The sequence below is a fragment of the Marinoscillum pacificum genome (assembly GCF_024714495.1).
GTDB lineage: Bacteria > Bacteroidota > Bacteroidia > Cytophagales > Cyclobacteriaceae > Marinoscillum > Marinoscillum pacificum.
On sequence record NZ_JAMZMJ010000013.1, the window covers coordinates 152,489 to 171,110 of the forward strand.

Sequence of the window (18,622 nt, forward strand, 5' to 3'; positions counted from 1 at the left end):
AAAATGAAAAATACATTTAAATACATTTTTCAGTGGTCAGTATCATTAATGGTGGTGCTGGCGCTGGTTTTCACCACTGCTTGTGAGGAAGACGAAATCGGTACATCTGAGGTGCAATTGTTGAGTTTCGGACCTGCAGGAGTGAAGCATGGCGAGGAGATTACCTTCATAGGAAATAATCTAAATAAAGTATCCTCCATAGTTTTCAAGCCATCTGTAGAGATCAGTAGTGATGCTTTCACTGCTCAAAGTTCTTCGCAAATTAAATTGGCGGTGCCGGATGCAGCGGAGGCTGGATTAGTCGTATTGAAAACAACAGACGGTGATACGTTACAGACGAAAACCATTCTGAATTTCGAGGTACCTGTTGTGATTAGTTCGTTTACTGGAGAGGTAAAACCGGGCAATAACCTAACTATAACAGGAGATAAACTTAACTGGATTGAAACAGTTACTTTTCCATCTGATCTCACTGTAAATAAAGATGATTTTGTTAGTCAATCTTTGAAAGAGTTGGTAGTGACGGTTCCAATGGATGCACAATCAGGATTCATTACCTTCTCATCAGGTGGTACTGAGCCTTTAACATTTGGTACAGAAACACAATTAGCTGTATCGTTACCGGCAGTGACTAGTTTAAGTCCTGAGTCGATAAGACATACTGAAGATCTAACTATCAACGGTACCAACCTTGATTTGGTAACGGAAGTGGTATTGCCTGGAGAGGTAAGTATTACGCAGTTTAAAAGTCAATCAGAAACGCAAATTGTTTTAAGTGTCCCTGCTACAACTGTGAAAGGAACGGTAACTTTAAAGCAAGTATCACCTGTGGATGTGGTAACCAGTCAGGAGTTAACAATCATCTTACCGGTTGCTACTTCAGTAACACCTTCGCCAGCTGTTCCTGGACAGGACGTAATGGTGATTACAGGTACAGATTTGGATTTGGTTGCAGAAATAGTGCTACCGGGAGCGGGTTCTATTAGTACGTTTGCCTCTCAGAGTGCAACAGAAATCTCGTTCGCAATTCCTGAGTCTGCGACACAGGGTGCGCTAAACTATGTGACAATTCATGGATATGAGTCTGCGTTAGAAGGCGCATTGCTAAAACTACCACCAACAGGAGGTTTCCCTACTTTGGATTATTACATTTTCAATGATGGTTTCCAAAATGGTTGGGAAGCCTGGGGTGGCTGGGGCCATGTGAGTCAGGATTTTGCCAATAACGAAAATCCTGCCAGTGGAGAAATAGCCATCAAGGCCGTATTTAATGATGCATATGGAGCTATCCAGTTGCATAATACGAGTGCAGCCAATGTATTTAGCGGCTACAACTATTTGGTGTTCTACGTGTATGTGGAAGGAGAAGAGTCTGATGTCATCGCTCAGATTGATAACAATGGAGACTTCTATCCAGCTCATTTTGTAGGAGATAAATGGCATCAGATCGTAGTGCCATTGGCTGATCTGGAAGGTTCTGATAACGTCAGCGAGTTGCGTATTAAGAACAACAATGGTGATGCTGCAGACAATAATACAGTGGTATTTGTTGATGAGATTGGTTTGACAGTTGATGTTCCGCTAGGGTTGGTTCCTGATATTGTAACCTTCATATACAATGATGCTGTGTCGAGTCCGTTTGGACAAGGCGGAGGTTGGGGTGGTACCACTACTGATTTTGCGAATAGTGAAAATTCTAGAAGTGGTGAATCTGCCATAAAAGTAACCTACGTAGGTGGCTGGGGCGGCGCTGCACAATTTGGTGCATGGGGCAATACTCCATTGACTACCTCAGGTATGACCAATTTGGCATTTTCAGTTTACGGAGCAGACATTTCGGGAGAGGTTAGTCTCCAAGTCAACCTTATTCCAACTGAAGGAGGAACTTCCAGCTCTGCTCAAGTAACCCTTAAAGCAAATGAATGGACTGATTTTGAAATTCCATTATCTTCTTTAGGAAGTCCAGGTAGCATCTTTGAGCTGCAGTTTCAAGATACTGACTGGTCGGGTACTATTTTCATAGATCACATAGGACTAAAGTAGAACTATTTTCATATGACAGAATGTGTCGGCTGTAATGGCCGCACATTCTTTTTTCCACTTTCTTAGAATGAACAGATTCTTACATTTCTTGCAGATGCTTCTGATATCACTTGTGGTGTCACAGTGTGCCTTTACATCTAAATACGGTACCTCTGAATCTGAGATTAAAGTGAATCAGGTTGGTTTTCATCATCAAGGGCTGAAGGTGGCTATTATCTCATCTCCTCCAGAGGATACATTTCAGATACTGGATTCCGTAGGGCAAGTAGTGTACTCAGGAGAAGTACTTCCTTCTAAATTTTGGGACATGTCTGAGGAAGATGTTTCTATTCTGGATTTTTCCGATTTTATGTTGGAAGGTAGTTATTATTTAAAATGTGGTGAGGTGAAATCAGAGAAGTTTGTTCTAAAAGATAATCCTTACATTGATTTGATTAAGGCCTCAGTAAAAACCTATTATTTCAATAGAGCTACTACCGATTTGCCAGAAGAATTTGCAGGGATTTATAGCAGACCTTATGCTCATCCGGATACTGCCGTTATGATACACGCCTCGGCAGCTGGAGATTTCATTAATGCTGGAACATCTATTTCCACACCGTTTGGATGGTATGATGCAGGTGATTTTAATAAATATGTCGTGAATTCAGGCATAACCACTTATACCTTGCTAATGGCCTATGAACATAATCGGGAGCTCTTTGATATGCTGACATGGAACATCCCGGAGAGCACCAATAAGCAAGCAGATTTACTAGATGAGATTTTGTGGAATATACGCTGGATGGAAACAATGCAAGACCAAAAAGATGGTGGTGTTTTCCATAAAACCACAACCGCTAATTTTGAAGCATTTAAGGAGGCCTCAGAGGCGACTTCTACCAGGTTTGTAGTGAAGAAAGGTACCGCGGCTACACTGGATTTTGCTGGAGTAATGGCCAGGGCTAGTCTGGTTTTGAGACAGACAGACCCTAACTATTCCGATCAGTTGTTGGTAAAGGCAAAGGCTGCCTGGAAGTGGGCGTTGGAACATCCTGAGGTTGCTTTCAAAAATCCAATAAGTACCGATCCAGCCTATCCTTCCATTCAAACAGGTGAGTATGGTGATGATCATTTTCAAGATGAGTTTTTTTGGGCGGGCGTGGAGCTGTATTTGGCTACTTCTGATCCTAAATATCTTGAGCATGTTCCTATTCAGGATGTTCATCATTTTGGCGTACCAAACTGGGCGTCTGTAGAGTCTTTGGGTTTGATATCACTGGCAACCAATGATATCAACTATGCTTTGAAAAAAAGAGCTTCAGATCAATTGATGGTGCTTTCTGAGCGGTTAATTAGTCAATGGAGAGAATCTCCATATCGAGTGACAATCAATAAATTCGTGTGGGGTAGCAATGCCGAGGTGATGAATCAAAGCATGATACTTTTAAACGCCTATAAAGTATTGGGCAATTTGGAATATTTCGAAGCTGCAGTTTCTGGATTAGATTACGTTCTAGGTCGTAATGCAACAGGTTACTGTTTTGTTACTGGTTTTGGAGGTTTATCCCCGTTGAAGATACATCATAGACAATCTGCTGCCGATGATATTGAGGCTCCAATACCTGGATTTCTGGTAGGTGGTCCTAATCCACGAAATATTTATCAGGATTGTGGAGCTACTGCTTATCCAAGTTCAGTTCCTGCGAAATGTTATATCGATGAAGAGTGTAGTTATTCTACAAATGAAGTAGCTATCAACTGGAATGCCCCTTTAGTTTACGTAAGTAGTAGTATTCATTCGATCTATTCAGAACGATTTAAAATGAACTAGGGTCAATTCTGGTCTACTCTAGTAATGAGCTCGTCCACTTCCTTGATAAGATGATCGAGTACTTCGGTGTTTTTTGGGTCACTTAGGCTCTTCAAGCTGAAAAGGCTATCCATTTCTTTCAGTAAATGTAGTTCAGTTGACTTTGTGGAATCATCAGCCTGGTGCAATAGCAATGCATTTTTAATGTGAACCTGAGCATATTTGAGCGCCGCTTTGGCCTCTGCTGTCTGGTTAGATTTGCTATATTTTTCAGCTACTTCTAGTTCGGCATGGGCGAGATTGCCTAAGGCATATTCAAATGCGGTAAGTAATTCCTCTGATGGAATGGAGTCTCTTAAAATTCTTCGATGAACTTTCTCAAGCTTGGAGATCGTTTGTTCCAGTCTCTCAAAACTTTCGTCATCCACATCATTTTCCAATCCCCAAATAGATTGGATAGCTTGTTCTATACTGTAGACACTTTTGTCATGTCGCTTCATTTCCTCATAGTCTTTTGCTTCCAAAAGAAAATCATCAGGTTTAGCAGCAGAACTATGTATGGTAGGGTGCTTTTTCATCGTTTTTTCTTCTCTATTCCAGAAATAAAGAATTCCATAAAACGCAAATACTACAATTAGGCCGATGAGAACGTTCTTTTTCATACGAGGGCAATTTACGCGAAAAATGGGGTTTAGGTTGGTGGTTCTTCTATAAATCCAAAATGATTTTCTTTAACCCTTAATTAGTTGTTTTGTAAGGTGTTACGAGTTGAGAATATTGTAGGAAATTGAAACAGGTTGTGCCAATGTGAAACACTTGCTTTGTCTTGTTTGATTTGTAAGTGGTTATTATTCAGTAATTTAGGGTTATGGCATTGTGTTGGAAATAGTGAGTGGGTCTGTCATAAAACCATATCGCTATGTTATACCAATACCTATTCGCTTCCTGGAGAAACCTTATCAAACATCGACTACATTCGTTTCTTAACGTAATCGGTTTAGCTGTCGGTTTAGGAGCGTGCTTAACGATCGCCGCTTATGTACACTATGAGCTTTCTTACGATTTACATCACCCGGATGTTGGTAATACCTATCGGATTGCTCTGAATAGAATCTACCCAAATCAAGAAAAGAATTGGGCTGCTATAGCTCCCATTGTGCCCCCAACTGTAACTGATGATCTGCCTGAAGTAGAAAGTTATACTAGAATAATGCCTGACATGCTCATGATTGCTCCGGAGGGAGAGAAATTGGAAGAGCAATCAGTAACGATGGTAGATTCAGGATTTTTTGACTTATTTCATGCGCCAATAGTGAAGGGTGAGATTTCCAGTGAATTTTTCAGAAGAAAAGATGGAATGATTTTAACAAAGTCTGTGGCTGAAAAATACTTTCAAGATGAAAACCCAATTGGTCAGGTATTCAATTTTATGTTGGCTGACACGAGACAACCCATGGTTGTTACAGCCGTCATTGAGGATCCTTTGCCCAACTCACATTTCAGCTATGAGATACTATGTAGCGTAGAAGGTATTCATCCTCCTGAATGGATCATGAAATCCTGGGGAACCTGGGCAATGTACGGATACATCAAGGTACACGAAGGGACAAATCCATTAGAGCTAGCTGAGAAGATCAATAAGATATCTGAGGCACATCAAGGAGAGGGGGATTCTGGGTACCAAGCCTGGCTAGATGCTGGGAACTATTACCGTTACTTTCTACAACCGATTACCGATATCCATTTAACCTCCAATTTACGAGGTGAGTTTGAAGCCAATTCAAGTGAGTTTTTCGTTTATTTCTTCGCAATTGTAGGAGTGTTTATTCTTTTAATGGCGGTAGTGAATTTTATCAATCTAGCCACAGCGAGAGCCTCTCATCGGACATTGGAAATTGGAATTCGAAAAACTGTAGGAGCTAGTCGTGGTGATTTGATGATCCAGTTTCTCATTGAGTCAACAGTAATTAGTTTCATTGCGCTTCTGATTGCATTACCCTTGACCCAGCTGTTTATTCCATATTTCAACCAGGTGATTGGTAAGTCGATTTCTTTGGAGTTTTTTACTGATCCAGTGGCCGCTTTAGTTTTGATAACCTCACCAGTGCTACTGGGATTTTTGGCGGGTATTTATCCTGCTCTTTATTTATCAAATTTTGGACCTTCATCAATCTTTCAGAAGCTGATGGTACGTCATGGAAAACAGCGTATTCGTCATGTACTAGTTATTGGTCAATTGTGTATTGCTGTCATACTCATTGCAGGAACTACCACTGTCTATCGTCAGATGCATTACATCACTACCAAGCCACTAGGTTTTGACAAAGATCAACTGATTAGTATTGGGATGCTTCCGTTCAGTGATGATCGAATAGATGTATTCCGTACAAAGGCAATGGAAATTTCAGGTGTAAGTGAAGTTGCTGTAACTAGTTTTCCTGTTGATGGAATTCGTACAGGTATGGCGGTTAGAAATGTAGATGAAGCTGAAAATTGGGTCAATATGAATTGTCTGAGTACCGATGAGTACTTCATACCTACGATGGGTCTGGAGCTGATAGCAGGTAGAAATTTACGGTCATCTGAGATTGAACGCTCACAAGAACCATCCACTCAAGTGATCTTAAATAGAACTGGGGTCAAGTATCTGGGGTGGACTCCTGAAGAAGCAATTGGTAAGGTGCTTATGGATGGAGATAACTCATTGAACATCATTGGCGTGGTGGAAGATTTTAATTTGGAGTCACTTCATCAACCAGTCGGACCATTTATTATTGAAAGTAAAAACTATCCAGATAAAGTTAGGTCTCTTGCTATTCGATTGAACCCACGTGACATGCAGGAATCTATTGCCGCTCTAGGTGAAGTTTGGGCGATGTTTGCGCCAGATCAATTGTTTTCTTTTAACTATCTGGATGAGTCCATGGCTCAATACTATGAAGCGGAAAAACTCACAGGTAAGCTATTTATCCTTTTCTCCATGCTAGCCATTTTTATTTGTTGTCTTGGGCTGTTCGGTTTAATGGGATTCGTGGTGGAACGACGTGCTAAAGAAGTTGGTATCCGTAAAGTAATGGGGGCCAATATTAGTCAAATCATGATCTTACTATCTAAGGACTATATCAAACTAGTAGTAATATCTTCGGCCATCGCTATTCCATTAGCATGGTGGGGTTTAGGGAAGTGGCTGGATAATTTTGCTTTCAGAATCGATAATTCAGTTTTCGTTTTGATACTTGCAGGAGTTGCAGTGATGATCATTTCATGGATTACGGTAACTTTTTATGCCTATAAATCAGCGGTTTCTAATCCTGTTAATTCGCTGCGGAGTGAGTGATCTAGTCTTCAATTAACGGAATTGTTATTGTAAGTTTTCGAATGAGTTATGCATAAGAATCAATGGATTATCCATTGATTTTTTTATGTATTCAAAATAAGCGTTTATATTACGTTTATATTTAACTTTTCAAAATGGAGTAAGGTTTGGCTTGAGCTATAGGCTAATTGATAAAATAAGGGGATTTGAATTTCCTTATTGTTAAAAGTCATGAACATGAGGAAAAACATCATTTATACAACACTAATCATCCCAGTTATGCTTTTTTCGTGTTCAACTACGAAAGATGAGACTGTTGTTGGAAAGCCGAATATCATAGTCTTTTATGTGGATGATCTGGGTTATGGAGATGTAGGGAGTTATGGAGCTACTGCCGTCAAAACGCCTAATGTGGATCGACTGGCAGCTGGAGGAGTTCGATTTACCGACGGTCACTGTACTGCAGCGACTTGTACTCCTTCTCGTTATTCATTACTAACTGGGAATTATGCGTTTAGAAATAATGCGGCTATCCTTCCTGGAGACGCTCCATTGTTGATAGATACGGCAATTCAGACTTTGCCGAAAATGCTCAAGTCTGTTGGTTATCGAACTGCAGTAGTGGGCAAATGGCACCTGGGTCTAGGGTATGGTCAGATCAACTGGAATCAACAAATTTCTCCCGGAGCTAATGAGATTGGCTTTGACTACAGCTTTTTGATTCCTGCAACAGGTGATCGGGTGCCTACTGTCTTCGTTGAGGATGGATTGGTGATGGGTCTTGATCCCAATGATCCTATTACGGTTAGTTACAAAGAGAACATAGACCCTAACCCAATCGGATTGGAGATTCCTGATAGTTTGAAGCAGCTTGCAGATACCCAGCATAGCCAGACGGTGGTGAATGGCATTAGCCGCATTGGTTACATGGCTGGTGGCTACGCTGCTCGTTGGGTGGATGAAGAATTTCCATATGTGCTCAATCGTCAAGCGAAAGAATTTATCACTAAAGATCCTAATAAGCCTTTTTTCTTATACTATTCATTTCATGACATCCACGTGCCGAGAGTGCCTAATGAAAAATTTCAAGGCATTACCGCCATGGGGCCTCGTGGAGATGCGATTGCCCAAATGGACTGGGCTGTTGGCGATATTTTAGATGAATTGGAAACGAAAGGTTTGTTAGAAAACACCCTCGTCATTTTCTCTAGTGACAATGGGCCAGTGTTGGACGATGGCTACTCCGATGGTGCTGTAGAAAATGTAGGATCTCACGATCCAAGTGGCGGTTACAAAGGAGGTAAGTACTCCGCTTATGAAGCAGGTACACGTGTTCCCACGATTGTTTATTGGAAAGGAAAAGTACTGGCTTTGGAATCGGATGCGCTCATCTCCCAGATTGACTTATTGGGTTCGTTGGCAGCTTTGACGGGTGCAACAGTGAGTGATGAGGTGATTGATAGTGAAAACTATCTGGATGTATGGCTGGGCAAGGATCTGGTAGGAAGAAAAGAGATGCTGGAGGAGTCTTTTACGCTGGCGCTTCGCTCAGAAAATTGGAAATACATCAAGCCTTTTGATGGCAATACACCAGACTGGCTAGCCAATAAAGATATCGCTGTTGGTTTGACAGATGAACCGCAGTTATATAATCTGGATGAAGATCAGGAAGAGAGTGAAAATCTCGCAGCTACTTATCCAGAAAAGGTGAAGGAATTAGATCAAAAATTAACACAAGTATTGAATAAAAAGTAACATGAAGAAACTGTTGATCATTGTAGTACTCCTCGTAGTAGGAACTAGAATTTTCGCGCAGGAGCGTGAGATTTTCCTGGCGGACCCAACCATTTATGTTGAAAATGGTAAATATTATCTCGTAGGTACCAAGAATAGACCTCCATTGGGTTTTTCCATATTGGAGTCGAAGGATTTGAAGAACTGGACAGTACCTGGAGGATCTACGGATTCTTTGTTCATGATTCTCAACAAGGGTGATCATACGTTTGGTGACAAAGGCTTTTGGGCACCTCAAATCTTCAAAGAAGGATCTACTTATTACTTGACACATACAGCCAATGAGCAAACTGTTTTAACTGAGTCACAATCACTAAAAGGACCATTCCGTCAGGAAAAAGTGGGTCCAATTGATGGTTCTGAAAAGAACATTGATTCGTTCATTTATCAGGATGAGGATGGACAGCACTACTTGTATCATGTGCGATTCAATAACGGCAATTACCTATGGGTAGCGAAGTTTGATATGGAAACAGGCACCATTGATCCATCTACTTTAAAGCAATGCTTTGGTCAGACAGAAGATTGGGAAGCTACTCCAAATTACGAGTCTGCACCAATCATGGAAGGACCAACTGTAATCAAGCTTAAGAGTAAGTATTACTTGTTCTACTCGGCCAATCATTTCATGAACATCGACTATGCAGTAGGTTATGCAACGGCAGATTCTCCAATGGGGCCCTGGACAAAATATGAAGGTAGCCCAATCATTCACCGATCAATAGTTGGCGAAAATGGATCGGGTCATGGAGACTTGTTTACCGGATTGGATGATCAGTTGTATTACGTGTATCATGTGCACAATAGCAAAGATCAGGTGTCACCTAGAAGAACGCGAATTGTGCCCGTAAACATGAAGTGGAACAAGAAAACAGGAGTGTATGACTTTAGCGTGAAAGCCAATAAAGTGATTGTTCCTGTTCAGGTAACTAAGTAAGTACAAGAATGAAGTGATTAATCTTAGTTTGGTGTTTTGCTTTTCTTAAGAAGTCCTTATGGCTGAACCTATCCCTCATATTGTTTTCATTTTAGGTATAGGACTATGAGCAGATAAGGATTATAGTAGCAAAACACCAAACATGAAATTAAGCTTTGTTTGCAAATGATTGAACTGTTTGTTCTTTTCTGGTACGTAGATGAGAAAATCGGGTTAGCTCTTGGATACAATTTCTGAGAGTTCTTCGGCACATCCCCACGCTACCGTGAATCCAGCGCCTCCATGTCCATAATTGTGAAAGACATTGGTGTAATGGGTGTCAAACTCAAACCTGACTGCACTTCTTCTTGGTCTCAATCCCACGATTTCCTCAATGATTACTGGAGTTTGTTGGTCAAAACCAAAAGTGTTAAATCGATCCAGGATCATCTGAGTATCAGAAGGGTTGATAGTGCTATTCCAATCATTTTCATAATCTGTTCCCCCAATGATGCAATCATCACTACGAACGATGCAATAGCTAAGTGATCCGCGCTTGGTAGAATTGACAATGGCAGGAACATTCAATTTTTCACATCTTAAAATCTGTCCACGCATAGGATGTAAATCATCATCCTGACACAAGGCTTTGGCACCTAATCCAGTGCAATTGATCACCAGTTCATTCAATTGAGCTAATTCCTGAAGGTTCTCGATCGCTTTCTCTTCAAATGATCCGCCGTTTTCTATGAAACGATGGAATAAGTATGGTAGGTATTTATGAGGTTCTGCAAGGGGGACTATTGCCTCATGAGCGAAATGAATGGCCTTTGGTAATTCCTCAGGTTTTAATTCTCTGACGGTCCCTGCTGGCAATTGGTTGATCCAACTATTGTCGCTCTCTGCTGTGTAGGCCGAAATAAATGGGATGAATGATACTCCACAATCATGATCTCTTTCCATCAAATAGCGCTGATAGGCTAACGAAGCCCATCTATGTGCTTTCTCAGCAGGGTGTACTTCAAAAGGAAACCAAATAGCCCCAACCTTAACTGATAACGTATTTAAATGTGGTTCCCTGGCAACGATTCGTACCTGAAACCCCTTCTCTTGCAAGCAAATGGCTGTTGTAAGACCAACAATTCCAGAACCTACCACAGTTACTTTATTCATAAATAAATCTATTATCAGTAAGATGCATTGACCAGGTTTTCCGTTTAAATGAAATAGACTAAATTAATTAGTGCAATCATTTGATCCTATTTTATGATTACTCCTAAGATACCAGATAATGAGGAGGCAAGGTTAAAGGCTTTGTATAGTTATTCCATTCTGGATACGATAACGGATCCGGATTTCGATAACATTGTCACCATCGCTTCGGAGATATGTGGCACGTCCATTTCATCTATCTCCCTGATAGATAAGGATCGACAGTGGTTTAAGGCGAAGAAAGGGATGGATAAATCCGAAACTTCTAGAAATAATGCCTTTTGTGCTCATGCCATCAATGATCCAGATCATATATTGGAAGTAGAAAATGCTGCGGAAGACCCAAGGTTTCATGACAATCCAAATGTGGTGAACGACCCGCACATCGCTTTTTATGCTGGTGTACCTTTAGTGGATCATGATGGATTTGCGTTGGGTACACTGTGTGTGATTGATCAAAAACCCAAACGACTTACTACTACTCAGAGAGAAACTTTGAAGGCTTTATCCCATCAGGTCATTAACCTGATGGAAATGCGGAGAAAGAGTGAGCAGATGGAACAATTGACATTTGAATTGCATCGTAAAATTCAGCATTTAGAAAAGTTTGCCTTAATCCTGGCTCATGATATTCGATCGCCATTGACAGCTATTTCGGGGTTGACCAATCATTTGTCAACAGGGTTTAATTATGAGCTTTCCGCTGAGATGAAAGAGATACTGGGAGTGGTTAGCAAATCTTCCAAAAACGTTGTGAACCTGGTGGATGGTATTTTGGAATACAGTAGAAACTCCAATAGACAGCTGGCTGATGAGGAATTCGAAGTGAAGGAATTTTTTGTTGAGTTGCGATTGTTGTTCCCTTCCCTTGCAAAAGAAAGCTTGAGCATCCAATCTGATCTGGAGAGGATTTGGGCTAATCCAATAGGGCTGAAGCAAATTTTGCTCAACCTGATAACCAACGCAATAAAGTACAACGATAAAGAGACCATATCGATTACTGTAAACGCTACCTCGGATGATAAATGCTACCACTTTAGCGTGTCTGACAATGGGATGGGAATTCCTGAACAACATCTGACCAAGATCTTTGATATCTTCACGAAGGTTCACAAGGAGGATCGTTTTGGTAATGTGGGCAGTGGAATTGGTCTTGCTACTGTAAAGAACCTGGTTACCGCGATGAAAGGTGAGATAGGTGTGAAATCAGAAGTAGGGGTAGGAACTACGTTTGAGTTTTCACTTCCGAAGAAGTAGGTGTCTTTAATAATTTCAAGTTGCAAACTTGAGACATAGTGAGTCCTTGTTGCAAACGAGGATTAGATGAGGTTCAGTTGTTAATTGTTCCTGAGGGAGGAAGAGTTAATGGATTGATAATTAGTGAACTAATAGTTAATTTAAAGCGTATTTATAATAAAACTATTTGATATTCACTTACTTTGCAGTGAAGTAACACTAACACACTTATCATGAGCATTTCTAAAGACGATAAGGAGAAAATCATTCAGGCGGCTAAAAAATTAGTTCAGGACAAGAAGGATATCATCAGATATTCCAAGGGGGAATTAACTAAGAAGCAATTGAATGATAAAGGAATTAAGCTTACCATGCCACTATAAGGTAAGGTTAAATACGGAAAATAATTCATATGAATTCAATACTGCAGGAGGCGCTATTTATGGCGTCTTTTTTGAATCTGAAAATTCGATATTTTCTGGTACAGTTTTAGAAGGTGCTGATACTTTTCATTTAGTTGTAACTAAACTACAGAGCGGAGATGGGGTGAAAGACATCCATGTTTCTAAAACTTTAGATTCAATTGTAGAACATTTCTTTTTAATAAAAAATCGAATCATATTTTATACTTGTGACGCATCAGATGATAGACATTTGGCTAGAGATAGAATGTTTAAAATTTGGTATTCAAATAGCCCTCACCATCAGAGGTTAAATAAATATGATTTTGAATTTGCTCATGAAGAAATTAAAGCGAGTGTGATTTTTGATAAAGCAAACGATTTGGGTGAGCAAGAAATATTCAATGCAATTTATCTGATTAATGATGTCCTAAACGCAAAATGATCAGGAAAATATTGTATTGATAGGTCAAGTTGCAAACTTGAGACATAGTGAGTCCTCGTTGCAAACGAGGACTAGGTGAAGGCGAAATCAGACGATGAAATTCTCTAGAACCTTACTTCATAAATCTTTGGCCATAGCTTGCCGGTAATGAAAAAGCTTTTTCGTTCTGGGTGGTAGGCTATTCCATTCATTTCCATAGAATTCGGAAAAGTACTTTTGGCATCAGTCGCATAGGAGGTCAAATCCATCTTACCTACTACATTTCCATCCTTAGCATCGATTTTGACAATCTCGTTGGTCATCCAGATATTGGCATAAATGAAGCCATTTACATACTCCAGCTCATTAAGGTTCTCTTTAGAGAAATATTCCTCTTTCACTATTAGGTTCTTGGTAACAGCTAATGATACAGGGTCTAGATAGGTTAGTTGAGCCGTGCCATCACTCATGATGATGCTCGTGCCATCAGTAGTCAATCCCCAGCCTTCTTCACTTGGGATGCTGAATTCCTGTATTTGCTCGTAGGTTGAATCATCATAGACAAAGCCTTTCTGAGATTGGTAGGTCAACTGATATACACGTCCATTGAGAAAGGTAATGCCTTCCCCAAAGTACTGCTCTCTGTCCAGCTCCACTTTTACATCAATTGCCCCAGTATTCAAGTCAATAGTGCCAAAAAGTGAGCGCGTTTGTGGTAGATCGGTGGCTCCGGTACTTTCAAAAAGCTCACCCTGATGAAAGAGTAGACCTTCAGTAAAGGCATTGGTATCGTGTGGGTATTCACCAGCATAAGACACATGCAATAGAGGAACAGATTCCTCTGTAGTATCTTTTTCAGAGGTGTTTTTGGAGCAACCGAACAATAGAGTTGCCAAAAACAAGAAATGTATTAGTTTATTCATCGATGGATAAAACTGAGGAGTTGAAGGTAATGTTTTTTATAAATTCATCTAAAGAAAACAGATGGAATCTGCTGAAGATTAGGAAGGGATGGGAGATTAAGGAATTCAAATTGCAAACTTGAGACATAGTGTGTCCTCGTTACAAACGAGGACTAGGTGCTGTCTTGGTCATAAGACAAGAAGGTTCAGTAGCAATCAAAAGGACCAACCCAGGGTAACCTCTGTGGATGTGATCGTCGATATTCGATTAAAAGCTTTTGTTATGGCAATATCATTTTTCTCAGTTTCAGCACGTGTCGTGCCAGAGCGATGATATTGTGGGTGTGATTCATCTAAAATATATTCATCGTCCAGTTTTAAGGGGATTGATACCCCAAAGGATCCCGAAATATTCATTCGTTCACCTAATTTGAACCGATAGCCGATATTGCCACCTGCTAAAAAGCTTTTTATGTAATACACATCCTTTTCAACATAATCTACACAATCATTACCTGAGCAATAGGTGAAATTTTTATAGCTAGGCATGGTATTGTTAACGTATTTTCCTTGAATGCCATAAAACAGTCCTTTGGCATTCGCCTTCTGATATCTTCTGTAGCCAAATTCCAACCAATACCCATTTTTTTCAGATTGGTTTATGTTATAAACAGACATCAGGACCAACGCATCTTTTTCTCCGAGGTATTTTTCCAGATAAATATTGGGTTTGACAGTGAGTACGTGTAATGGGTTAAATGCAAGGCTGAAGTTCTGTGCTTTGAGTACAGGTGAAAATCCAAAGACACACAGTGCTATGGCAAATAGTTTTCTATTCATTTGGTTATTAGTTAATCAGGTAAACTTCTTAAAGTGTGGTAATTTAACCTAAAAGGTATTTCTGAAAGGAATTAATCTGGCTAAATAGCATGTGCCTGACGCTATCATCTTGGAGCCAAGAATTAGAAGCAGGTAGCATACAGAATCGGTGATACTCAGGAAGTGATATATGAGCTTAGCAATAGTCGTTTCTTACGAGGTATGGCTTGACTACTAGCGGCAATTTTTAATAGCTCCTGATCTTTCTCTTTGGCGAATACCAAATGGAACAATTCTGCTACAGTCAAGCTGGTTTCTGGACGTTCTATTAACGTGAATTCATCTTCAGGGCGTACGAACCCCTCCTTTAAAATACTTAAATATGTGCCTCCAAATCCATGACTAATAAACTGCTTGATCATTTTTGGAGTTCCAAACTTATACCCCAGCTTGTAGCATGGTTCTCTGTATTGCGACACTTGAACCAGGGCTTCACCTACCTGATAGATATCTCCAATATAAACTTGTCTTTCGTCAAATCCAGATACGGTCAGATTCTCTCCAAACATTCCCCAATTCCAGTCAAGGTCAGGATATAGGTCTTTCCAATAAGGATATTGTTCGGAAGAAAATACATAGCACGCCTTATAGAAACCACCATGATTCAACCGGTTGGAGATTTCATCATTTGAAACATCATTTCTTGTCAAATAAATGGGCTCATCCGTTGGCTTTTTATAGATCCCTGTCGTTTCTTCTTTGCCATTCCAAATGAAGGTGGTAGGGCTTCCAATATTTGTGGAGATTACTTTCATGGTGTGTTAGGTTAAAGATAAGGAAGGGCGGAGACTTTAGGGTTTCAAGTTGCAAACTTGATAATTAGTGAGTCCTCGTTACAAACGAGGACTAGCTAGAGTTAGTCTGATTGAGCTATTTATATACCAAGACCAGTTTCAATACTCTAAAGATAAGGAAGGAGGTGAATTCAGGGTGATGGAGGTAAGAACCATTAATCGCATCCTCCAGTTCTCCAGGAATACGTTGATACAAGTTCAACAATGTTGCTTCCCTTAGCTTCCGAACTCAGAAATAAATAATATTTACCACCTTGAGCTCCATCACCAATGTCTTCATAGATATTCAAAATCAGGTCTATATTTTGATCATTGTCCAGGTCTTCAGCGAATTCAATCCTTACAAAAGAACTTTTTGATGTTTCGGAAACCAGCGTCTGTTCTACTTGTTTCGAGGATACTTTGATTGATTTAAGATTTTTTTCGTCATTCGAATCTACAAAGATCAAATAGTAATTATTACCCATGTTAAGCTTGCAACCAGATGTGTCTGTTGTACATTTCATTAGATCAGTTCTTGTAATTCTCATGATTCCGTGATGAAATTTCTTATCAGATCCAATGAAGAAACCTGGGTTTCCCTTTCTATTGGGATTTTCAATACTCAGATCCGCACAGAGCCCATTGACGGACGATTTGTAGGATTTTAACACAATTTCAACATTTTCTAAAGTGAACATATCACTCGTCAGGTCATGATAAAGACCATACCAATTCAATGCTGGATCATAACTCAGTTCAGTTATGATTAACCCTTCAGGTTGTATTCTATATTGGGAATTCAAGATGCCTGCCTTTACATATTTATAATTTTCTATAAACCCAGAAAAAACATATCCTGAATGGTTTTTGTATTTTGCTTTAATCCAATGTCCTTTACTGCCATCAATGATTGTGTCGGAACCAACCACTTCTGTGGTGGAAATCTCCTCTGAAAAAGGCACAGAAACGAGTACTCTTGAATTTAAACTTGGCTGCTCTCTTAGATTTAAGCCATTAACCGGAATTACTCGGTATAATTTCTCTGGCTTAATAGGTTGTTGAGCAACAGTATCAAGTAGAGAACATAAAAGAATTAGAACTAGGGCTGCTCGCATGGTAATAATCTTCTGGCTGTCTAAAGATAAGGAAGGGAGGAGAATTTAAGTTGAGTTCTAATTACTGGTAATCTTGTGTTCATAATGGATACTATCAAGTAGTTCTCGGTGAACTTTTCCATTGATAATGGAATATGCAACGATCATTGAGTCAGTTGATCTTAGGTAGCTATCTTGTTCTATATCTTGGTCATAGGTTGAAAGTTTCACATATAGAAGTGTAGAATCAGAAGTCCAGTATTCAGTATCGAATTCACCCCAACCACCATCTCCTCCTTTTAATCCAAGAAATGAAATATTGAAGATTTGTTCATTTTCTGGCTCCATTGTGATTAAGTAAAGTGATCTACAGCAATTCTCATCATCAATGAGTATCCGGAAGTAGAAATAGCGATTATCTTCAAAATAGTCTATGATGTTATATCGATTATATTCATCAATTGAAAGTGTTTGTCTATATGCATTTTGTAATGGGAGTCCATCTAGCTGATCACGAAATTCATTAGGCAGTCTATGGTAGTTTTTATTAAATGGGAAGGCTTCTCTGAAGTCTAAAGTGTCGGTTCTTATAGAGACATTGCTTTTGACATAGTCGATGATTGATGTATAGTCTTGTAAAGTGTTATCAATGGAATCTTGATTAACAATGGGGTCAAGGTAAATTACTTCGGTTTGCGTTGCTACAGAATCCTCTGCAGGTTGGATTGTTGAGACTTCAGCCTCCTTATCCTTTTGTTTGCTTGGTGTACAAGATGTCAAAACTGAAATTAAAATGATGAATGATAAAGTCTTTCTCATATTCTATTATGGCTAGTCTTTAGTATTGAAGTTACCTGCTTTAATCACCTAAAGATAAGGAAGGATGCTTAGCTAGAGAATGTTAAATCAGGTAATAGGTTTTGGATGGGTTTTAATCCATGTTGCAAGAAGGACTTCTAAATCTTCATCGCCTTCCAATTCGTAATATTGATCATCAAGCTCGTCAAGTTTATCTTCCATGTCTTCATCGTCAATTACGTTTTCCGCTATAAATCTTGAAAATTCAAGTTCGGAAAGGTTCTGAGGGTTAACAATTTTTAGTGCTTGTTCCAATATTTGAGTAAATTGATTTGCTCCAACTTCTCGTAGAGATTTTAAGGTTTCATAACCAAATATTCCATAGGAGTTGTCAAAGTATTGACAGAGCCCACCATTCATAACTTGTTGATTGAGTACCCCGATTAGGTATACTGTTTGCTGAACGTTATTAAGTTCCTTGACTGCACTTCTCCAGAGCATATAATTTGACCAGTCTGTTACCGTGTTTCTTAAATGATCACCAGCAGAGTCATAGATTCTATCAATTAGCTCGGAATTAGAAATGTATTCCAATGACTAAGTTTTTAGGTTTTGTCTTGATCAACGCTCAATAGATTAACTATTACCACCTAAAGATAAGCCTTCCACCTCAAACCACTCGTTATCAAAAAAAAATGACAAATCACCGGTGGTCAGTAATTGCCGGATGGAGGTGAATGATTTCCTGATGGTCGTTAATGATTGCCAGGAGAGGATATATGACTGCCGATAGGAGGTAGGTGGTTGCCGAGCGGTGATAGATGATTTTCTTCTGGTCACTTGTGATTGCCTAGAGCGTTTTTATGATTGTCGGATGCGGTTTTATCACTGTCGAGAGCGTTTTTGTTGTTGCCGGATACGTGGTCAGGTCCTGAAATAGGTTGACACAAACAGTGTCAAAAATGGATAAACAAGAAAAGTCAAATGACTTGGTAAAATACAAATCAGGCTCAGGTTATCGAGCGTCTTTCAAACATCA

Annotated in this window: 16 protein-coding genes; 8 read left to right on the top strand and 8 right to left on the bottom strand. The window is 39.7% G+C overall.

What is annotated here, in order from left to right; translation table 11 throughout:
* Positions 1-3 precede the first annotated feature (3 nt).
* Positions 4-2,043, top strand: coding sequence for a hypothetical protein (locus NXS00_RS22185; protein WP_258101475.1), 2,040 nt, complete (start codon positions 4-6; stop codon positions 2,041-2,043).
* 67 nt (positions 2,044-2,110) lie between these two features.
* Positions 2,111-3,856 carry a glycoside hydrolase family 9 protein gene (locus tag NXS00_RS22190; protein WP_258101476.1) on the top strand — a complete coding sequence of 582 codons (1,746 nt, stop codon included), beginning with the start codon at positions 2,111-2,113 and terminating at the stop codon, positions 3,854-3,856.
* A 2-nt stretch (positions 3,857-3,858) separates the two neighbouring features.
* On the opposite strand, the gene NXS00_RS22195 is transcribed toward NXS00_RS22190, so the two are convergent.
* Positions 3,859-4,497, bottom strand: coding sequence for a hypothetical protein (locus NXS00_RS22195; protein WP_258101477.1), 639 nt, complete (start codon positions 4,495-4,497; stop codon positions 3,859-3,861).
* 257 nt (positions 4,498-4,754) lie between these two features.
* On the opposite strand from NXS00_RS22195, the gene NXS00_RS22200 reads away from it, so the two are divergent.
* From NXS00_RS22200 to NXS00_RS22210, 3 genes are all read left to right on the top strand, one after another.
* Positions 4,755-7,172 carry an ABC transporter permease gene (locus tag NXS00_RS22200; protein WP_258101478.1) on the top strand — a complete coding sequence of 806 codons (2,418 nt, stop codon included), beginning with the start codon at positions 4,755-4,757 and terminating at the stop codon, positions 7,170-7,172.
* A 216-nt stretch (positions 7,173-7,388) separates the two neighbouring features.
* Positions 7,389-8,906 (top strand): sulfatase family protein, encoded by a 1,518-nt coding sequence (locus NXS00_RS22205; protein ID WP_258101479.1) that lies wholly within the window; start codon positions 7,389-7,391, stop codon positions 8,904-8,906.
* 1 nt (position 8,907) lies between these two features.
* Positions 8,908-9,882, top strand: coding sequence for a glycoside hydrolase family 43 protein (locus tag NXS00_RS22210; RefSeq protein WP_258101480.1), 975 nt, complete (start codon positions 8,908-8,910; stop codon positions 9,880-9,882).
* Positions 9,883-10,095: 213 nt separating this feature from the next.
* Here the strand turns inward: NXS00_RS22210 and NXS00_RS22215 are convergent, their stop codons facing one another.
* Positions 10,096-11,034, bottom strand: a complete 939-nt coding sequence (locus tag NXS00_RS22215; RefSeq protein WP_258101481.1) for an FAD-dependent oxidoreductase — start codon at positions 11,032-11,034, stop codon at positions 10,096-10,098.
* A 93-nt stretch (positions 11,035-11,127) separates the two neighbouring features.
* Between NXS00_RS22215 and NXS00_RS22220 the strand changes: the two genes are divergently transcribed.
* The 3 genes from NXS00_RS22220 (at position 11,128) to NXS00_RS22230 (ending at position 13,155) form a co-directional block, all read left to right on the top strand.
* Complete coding sequence (locus NXS00_RS22220) at positions 11,128-12,330, top strand: GAF domain-containing sensor histidine kinase (RefSeq protein WP_258101482.1); 1,203 nt, start codon at positions 11,128-11,130, stop codon at positions 12,328-12,330.
* 212 nt (positions 12,331-12,542) lie between these two features.
* Positions 12,543-12,692, top strand: a complete 150-nt coding sequence (locus NXS00_RS22225; protein WP_258101483.1) for a hypothetical protein — start codon at positions 12,543-12,545, stop codon at positions 12,690-12,692.
* On the top strand, positions 12,658-13,155 hold the full coding sequence (locus NXS00_RS22230) for a DUF6169 family protein (RefSeq protein ID WP_258101484.1): 498 nt from the start codon (positions 12,658-12,660) through the stop codon (positions 13,153-13,155). Before NXS00_RS22225 ends, NXS00_RS22230 begins: the two co-directional genes overlap by 35 nt.
* Positions 13,156-13,259: 104 nt before the next feature.
* Here the strand turns inward: NXS00_RS22230 and NXS00_RS22235 are convergent, their stop codons facing one another.
* The 6 genes from NXS00_RS22235 to NXS00_RS22260 form a co-directional block, all read right to left on the bottom strand.
* Positions 13,260-14,057 (bottom strand): glutaminyl-peptide cyclotransferase, encoded by a 798-nt coding sequence (locus NXS00_RS22235; RefSeq protein ID WP_258101485.1) that lies wholly within the window; start codon positions 14,055-14,057, stop codon positions 13,260-13,262.
* A gap of 195 nt (positions 14,058-14,252) precedes the next feature.
* Entirely contained in the window at positions 14,253-14,876 is a 624-nt protein-coding gene (locus NXS00_RS22240; protein ID WP_258101486.1) for a DUF3575 domain-containing protein, read from the bottom strand.
* Positions 14,877-15,031: 155 nt separating this feature from the next.
* Complete coding sequence (locus NXS00_RS22245) at positions 15,032-15,670, bottom strand: MOSC domain-containing protein (protein WP_258101487.1); 639 nt, start codon at positions 15,668-15,670, stop codon at positions 15,032-15,034.
* A gap of 194 nt (positions 15,671-15,864) precedes the next feature.
* Positions 15,865-16,806, bottom strand: coding sequence for an SH3 domain-containing protein (locus NXS00_RS22250; RefSeq protein WP_258101488.1), 942 nt, complete (start codon positions 16,804-16,806; stop codon positions 15,865-15,867).
* Positions 16,807-16,863: 57 nt separating this feature from the next.
* Positions 16,864-17,604: a hypothetical protein gene (locus NXS00_RS22255; RefSeq protein WP_258101489.1), complete on the bottom strand. Its 741-nt coding sequence runs from the start codon at positions 17,602-17,604 to the stop codon at positions 16,864-16,866.
* Positions 17,605-17,691: 87 nt separating this feature from the next.
* On the bottom strand, positions 17,692-18,177 hold the full coding sequence (locus tag NXS00_RS22260) for a DMP19 family protein (RefSeq protein WP_258101490.1): 486 nt from the start codon (positions 18,175-18,177) through the stop codon (positions 17,692-17,694).
* Positions 18,178-18,622 lie beyond the last annotated feature (445 nt).